This window comes from Nostoc sp. UIC 10630 (assembly GCF_010747425.1).
In the GTDB taxonomy this organism is placed as follows: Bacteria; Cyanobacteriota; Cyanobacteriia; order Cyanobacteriales; family Nostocaceae; genus Nostoc.
Genome location: NZ_JAAGOG010000320.1, coordinates 1 through 6,449 on the forward strand (window position 1 = coordinate 1; position 6,449 = coordinate 6,449).

Here is a 6,449-nt window from a genome sequence, read left to right on the forward strand (position 1 = left end):
ATAAAATGCTTATTTAATATGAATATGGATTTAGATAATTTAATATTGCATTACTAATAGTTAGGAAAAAACGATTTTTATTTGCAATTTTTAAAAACCTTTAATTAGAATTTAGAGGATGTGCTAAAAGTCATCTTATTAGCATCAAAAGAAATAAATATACTGCGATCTTCTTCCAAAAGGAGATGCTAAAAAAGCATTCGAGAGTACACAAGCATCTGGGTTTAAGGTTTTAAATGCGTAAGTTCTGTTAATTTTATTTTGAGATTTGAGCAAATTAAGTCTGGTATTTTTCAAAACTTTTTTACACAACCACTAATGCTATTTCCTGAAAATGAAAGCCAACGGCTAGAAGTACTTCTTTTCTCTAAAAATCCTAACCCAATGTGGATATATAACCAGAATAATCTGCAATTTCTAGATGTCAATGAAGCTGCTGTTATCCACTACGGCTACTCACGAGAAGAATTTTTGCAAATGCGAATAACTGACATTTTTCCTCCAGAAAATGTGCCTATCTTCAGAGAAGATTTAGGAAAAAAACACACTAATTTGCACTTTTCTGGACAATGGCTACATCGGCGAAAAGACGGGCAGATTCTTGATGTTGAAGTTGTCACGCATACAATAAACTATGCCAATTATAATGCTAGGTTAGTTAATATCCGAGACATTACAGAACACAAACGAATAGAAAGAAAACTTCAAGAGCAAAATGAATTTTTGCGGAGAATTTTTGAGAGTATACCATTGATGATTGCACTTATTGATACCAATGTTAAACTTCAGTGGGTAAACCAAGAGTGGGAAAGTGTTTTAGGCTGGAAATTTAAAGACTTCCAAGCTGGTGATGTTTTGGAAGCATTATATCCTAATGCTGAGTATCGACAGGATGTGATTAATTTTATGCAGTCTGCACAACACAATTGGGCTGACTTCAGAACTCAGCTTCGGGATGGTGATTTATTAGATACATCTTGGACAAACGTTAAACTTGCAAATGGTCAAATTATCACTATTGGTCAAGATATCACGGAGCGCAAGCGAACTGAACTGGCTCTAAAAAGTCAAGCTGAACGGGAGCAATTGATGCGAACTGTTGCTCAACGAATTCGTCAATCTTTGAATCTCCAAGATATTTTGAATGCAACAGTTCAAGAAGTGCGAGATTTACTTGGGGTTGATCGAGTAGTAGTTTATCAGTTTGACTCAGAAATGATCGGCACAATCATGGCGGAGTCAGTAGAACCTGGATGGAGAGTTTCTTTGGGGGTAGAGATTTATGATACGTGTTTTCAAACAGGCAAAGGAGCGGAGTATTACCAAGTAAACAAACGAGCGATCGCTAATATTTATGAAGCTGGACTAACTGACTGTCATATTCGCTTATTAGAACAATTTGAAGTCAAAGCAAATTTAGTTGTACCCATTTTACTAGAAGTAAGTTCTCAAAACCCTGGCTCTCACCTTTGGGGTTTACTAATTGCTCACCAATGCTCTGGTTTTCGTGAGTGGGAAAAAAATCAATTAGATTTGCTCGATCAAGTGACAGTCCAATTAGCGATCGCAATTCAACAATCCAGCATCTTTGAGCAAGCTCAGACTGAACTTGCTCAAAGACAAAAGGCTCAAGTCAAATTAAAAAATGCCTTAGCTGAAAAAGAAGTTCTGTTAAAGGAAGTTCATCACCGAGTTAAAAATAATTTGCAAATTGTCTCTAGTTTATTACAACTTCAGTCTCAAACACTCAAAGATCCTGAAGCCATCAAAGTTCTTCGAGAAAGTCAAAACCGAATTGAGTCAATATCTTTAATTCATAAAAATTTGTATACTTCTGCTAATATTGGGCAGATTGATGTTGCCGATTATATAAGTAATTTAGCAGCAAGCCTGCTAATTTCCTATCAAATATGGCCTGATAGAATTACTCTAGAAACTGATATAGATTCAGTGAATTTGAATGTCGATCAAGCTATTGCCTGCGGATTGGTTATTAACGAATTAATCTCCAATGCTCTCAAGCACGCTTTTCCGAATCAACAAGTAGGTACAATCAGTATTGCTCTACGCAATATCAATAATAGTATCGAGATGACTATCCAAGATAATGGAATTGGTTTACCAGCTAATTTAGATTGGACAAATACTGATTCTTTGGGACTGTCATTAGTATATGACTTGGTTACAGAACAGCTAGAAGGCAACATCACCCTAGAACGTAATCATGGAACAGGATTCAAAATCAAATTTAAGCAGTTAACTTTGCATCAGTAAATATCAAATGGGTCAAGCTAGGATTTTAGTTGTTGAAGATGAAGTGATTGTGGCTAGGGCTATTGCTAGCCAACTTAGTCAACTAGGTTACGTTGTTACAGGAACAGCTTCATCTGGAAGAGTTGCCATTGCTAAGGCATTGGAAACTCAACCAGAGTTAGTATTAATGGATATTATTCTTAAAGGTGAAATGGACGGTATTGCTACTGCCAGCCATATTCGCGAGCAGTTAGACGTTCCTGTAATATTTTTAACTGCTTATGGTGATAATAATACTTTAGAAAGAGCCAAAATTACCCAACCTTTTGGATACATTGTTAAACCATTTACTACAAAAGATTTAAAGATAGCAATTGAAATCGGTCTTTTAAAACACCAGTTAGAGCGTGAACTACGGCAGAATCGAGATCAGTTGGCAACCCTTTTAAACTCAATAAGCGATGCTGTAATTGCTACAAATGAGCAGGGAAATGTGACATTTATGAATCCCGCAGCTGAGGTACTGACTGGCTGGCAGCAAAAAGATGCTTTAGGAAATGAGGCAGCGAATATTTTTCATATTGTCGATGAAACTACAGATACTATATTAGAAAACCCAGTGACAAAAGTGCTGCGCGAACAGCAGGTTGTTTATTTAGAAGAATTCACATCTCTGATTAGAAGAGACGGAAAAAGAGTTCCAATTGGTGATAGTGCTTCGCCACTGAAGGGAGGACCAGATAAAATAAATGGTGTAGTAGTTGTTTTCTGGGATCTTAGCGATCACCGCCAAACAAAAGTGCTAGAGAAAGCATTAGAAAAGGAGCAAGAACTTAACCGTCTCAAGTCTTTATTTATCTCTACCGTATCTCATGAGTTCCGTAATCCTCTGACTGTTATTCAAACGGCAGTAGAGCTTATAGAGATGAAAGGAGCAAATTTGACAGATGTAAAAAGAGGAATTTATTTAAAGCGAATTCAAAGTGCTGTGCAGTCTATGGAAAAACTCATGGAAGAAGTGCTGTTTGTGGGTCGAGCGGAGGCAAAAAAACTGGTATATAACCCTGCTCCACTTAACTTAGAGCAATTCTGTCTAGAGTTAATCAAAGATTTTTCTCTTGTTGAAAGTAGCGTGTGTGAAATTGTTTTTACCTGTCATAGCGATCGCACTGACGCTGTAATGGATGAAGGACTGTTAAATTATATGTTCGGAAATCTCCTCTCAAATGCGATTAAATATTCTCCAAGGGGTGGCAAGATTGAGTTTAATTTAATATGCGATCCAATTGAGAAGATAGCAATTTTTTATATTCAAGATCAAGGTATGGGCATTCCAGAAGCAGATCAAGCTAGACTTTTTGAATCATTTTACCGAGGTTCAAATGTCCAATCAATTAAGGGTACTGGGTTAGGGTTAGTAATCGTTAAAAGGTGCGTTGATGCTCACAGGGGTAAAATTAGTGTTACAAGTCAAATTGGAGTTGGTACTACATTTACAGTAATTTTGCCTTTAAATTCTGATAGCTCAAGAGAAAGCTAGAGGTCGTTTCCTTTTGAGAATCAAATTGATTATGAAATAGCCTTTTCCCCTGCTTTTTTCAGTACTACAAATTACACTTCTGTACAAAAAGTTGTGTTAACGATGAAATGGCGATCGCTTCTTTTTCGCTAAAATTTCTCTGAAAAAATAGCAAGATCAGTGTTTTTGCGAAGAATATTTCCAGATGCTAGTATTGTTAATCGGGTTTATGTACGGGTATTTAGTATGCTTCCCATAGAGACTGTTCTCAAAGATTCAGAGCAAGTCACTCGGTTGTTTTCTCATCTTGAATTTGATGGAAAAAAGCTTAATCATCAACCGGGTAGTGTATTGGGGAGTACTGCATTGATTGCGGGAACCACTGTTGGGGCTGGAATTCTCGCCCTACCAGCCGTTACTCTGCCGTCTGGTATTGTACCATCCACATCTGGACTGATTGCTGTTTGGCTCTACGCTTTAGTTTCAGGGTTATTGGTTGCAGAAGTTACCTTAAACACGATGCGAACAGAAGGGCGTGTAAGCATAGGTTTTTTGGGAGTTGTTGAGAAAATCCTTGGTAAGCTGGGAGCGCAAATGGCTGGCGGTGCATATTTATTTATGCATTATGCTCTCTTGGTGGCATACATCACCCAAGGTGGAGAGATTTTAGGATATGCGGCGGCAAAAATCTGGAGTGTGCAGATATTACCGACGTGGATGGGCACAACGACTTTCACACTGTTATTTGGTGGCATCATGTATCTTGGGCGAGAAAAGTTTATTGAGAAATTAAACAGTGCCTTTGTCGGAATTGTTATCGTGTCTTTTTTGGTATTATTGTTTTTCGCAGGAAGGCACATTCAGAGTGCCCAACTCTTATTTCAGAACTGGAGTGCCCTGGGTAGTGCTATTTCAGTGATGTCTGTGGCGCTATTTTTCCAAAACGTTGTGCCATTAGTTGTGACGCAACTCGAAGGAGATGCCGGCAAAATTCGTCAGTCTATCTTAATTGGTTCTGTGATTCCTCTAATTATGTTCTTGGCGTGGAATGCCGTAATTTTAGGAAGCGTCAGTCCTGATATGCGATATGACTCATCTGATGGTGGAACTGTTTTTGACCCACTGCAAATTCTCCGAGCAGGCGGTGCGGGAGAATGGTTAGGAGTTCTAGTATCTATTTTTTCAGAGTTTGCGATCGTCACATCATTCATTGGATTTGTATATGGATTGCTTGATTTGTTCGGAGATATTTTTCTTCCACAGAGCAAGCTTTCTAGCCGTTTCCCTCTCTATTCACTGGTTCTTTTCCCGCCGATGACTCTCGGAACGCTCAATCCCAGCATCTTTTTTACTGCTCTAGATTACACTGGAACGTTCAGTATCTCAGTTTTGGGTGGAATAATTCCGGCGTTAATGAGTTGGAAGCAACGTCAAGAACAAGAAAACTCAGATAGCACAAATCAACCACTCGTTCCTGGTGGAAAATTGACACTTATTGCGATGATTGGAGTGGCATTAACCATGATGGGAAGACAAATTCTAGTAATTTACACAGAGTAAAACCATCTGCTCAATACCCACCCAATAGCAAAAAATCATTTTTCGTCACAACAGCCTTTTTATAAAGCATTGTTACTGGAATGCTAACCAGTATAATAACCTGGATATTCTTTACAAAAATTCGCCGCTAATCACTCTTGGCTTTGCGTCCTTTGCGGTTCGATATCCTAAACCATGTCCACTCAACCCACAATTCAAAGTATATACACCGATGGTGCTTGCACCGGGAACCCTGGCCCTGGTGGTTGGGGAGTTGTCGTCTACTTTAGCGATGGCTCAATCCACGAAATGGGCGATGCATCGCCTCATACCACCAATAATAAAATGGAAATGCAAGCTGCGATCGCAGCCCTCCAATTTCTGCAAACATCTCAACAAGCCCAACCAATCACCCTTCATACCGATAGCGAATACCTAATTAACTGCGTAACCAAGTGGGTGAAAGGCTGGAAAAAGAAAGGCTGGAAAAAGTCAGATGGTAAACCCGTCCAAAACCAAGAGCTTTTGGAAACTCTTGATGAACTCAATACCCAACAGGTAAAATGGCAACACGTCAGGGGACATTCTGGTAACATAGGTAACGAACGTTGTGATGCGATCGCTCGCACTTATGCTAGTGGCAAAATCCCTTCGCTACAACAATTCACTTCTACAAATTTTTATAAATCTTTACCTTCCACAAATGAACTAAATGTAGCAAAAGTAGCTGATTATGAAAAAAAGTCTCGAATAATTAACCAAAGTCACCAAGAAATCAGTACTTCTGCACTAGAAATAACCGTTATGGAACCATCAACTGGGCCTACTGCGGCCACTATCGATGAAAAACCGGCAGAAATGAGGGTTTCGCAACTCCGCAGCTTGGTCGAAACTCTGCGTATCGCTGACGAAATTTCAGAAAAAGGCTATTTAATCACCAGTTCTGAGTTAGCAGACTTGATGGATGTCCACGCCAGCGCTGTTACCAGTCGGGGAGATCAATGGCGCTGGCGAAACTGGATAGTGTCACGGGTACGCCGTGAAGGAAATCAAATTCTTTGGGAACTGGAACGCGGGGATCAAGTAGGAGGTGAAGAGGAGTAGGAAATGGGCAGGGGCAGGGGGAAGGGAGCAGGGG

At 39.3% G+C, this 6,449-nt stretch carries 4 protein-coding genes; all 4 read left to right on the forward strand.

Annotation, left to right across the window (positions count from 1 at the left end):
- Window positions 1-318 precede the first annotated feature (318 nt).
- The 4 genes from G1O98_RS36175 to rnhA all read left to right on the forward strand — a co-directional run bounded on the left by G1O98_RS36175 (window position 319) and on the right by rnhA (window position 6,415).
- Window positions 319-2,274, forward strand: a complete 1,956-nt coding sequence (locus G1O98_RS36175) for a histidine kinase dimerization/phosphoacceptor domain -containing protein (protein WP_163938998.1) — start codon at window positions 319-321, stop codon at window positions 2,272-2,274.
- 7 nt (window positions 2,275-2,281) lie between these two features.
- Window positions 2,282-3,793: an ATP-binding protein gene (locus G1O98_RS36180; protein ID WP_163938999.1), complete on the forward strand. Its 1,512-nt coding sequence runs from the start codon at window positions 2,282-2,284 to the stop codon at window positions 3,791-3,793.
- Between the two features lie 225 nt (window positions 3,794-4,018).
- Window positions 4,019-5,332 (forward strand): aromatic amino acid transport family protein, encoded by a 1,314-nt coding sequence (locus G1O98_RS36185; RefSeq protein WP_175587005.1) that lies wholly within the window; start codon window positions 4,019-4,021, stop codon window positions 5,330-5,332.
- 174 nt (window positions 5,333-5,506) lie between these two features.
- Complete coding sequence (gene rnhA / locus G1O98_RS36190) at window positions 5,507-6,415, forward strand: ribonuclease HI (protein WP_163939001.1); 909 nt, start codon at window positions 5,507-5,509, stop codon at window positions 6,413-6,415.
- Window positions 6,416-6,449: the final 34 nt, after the last annotated feature.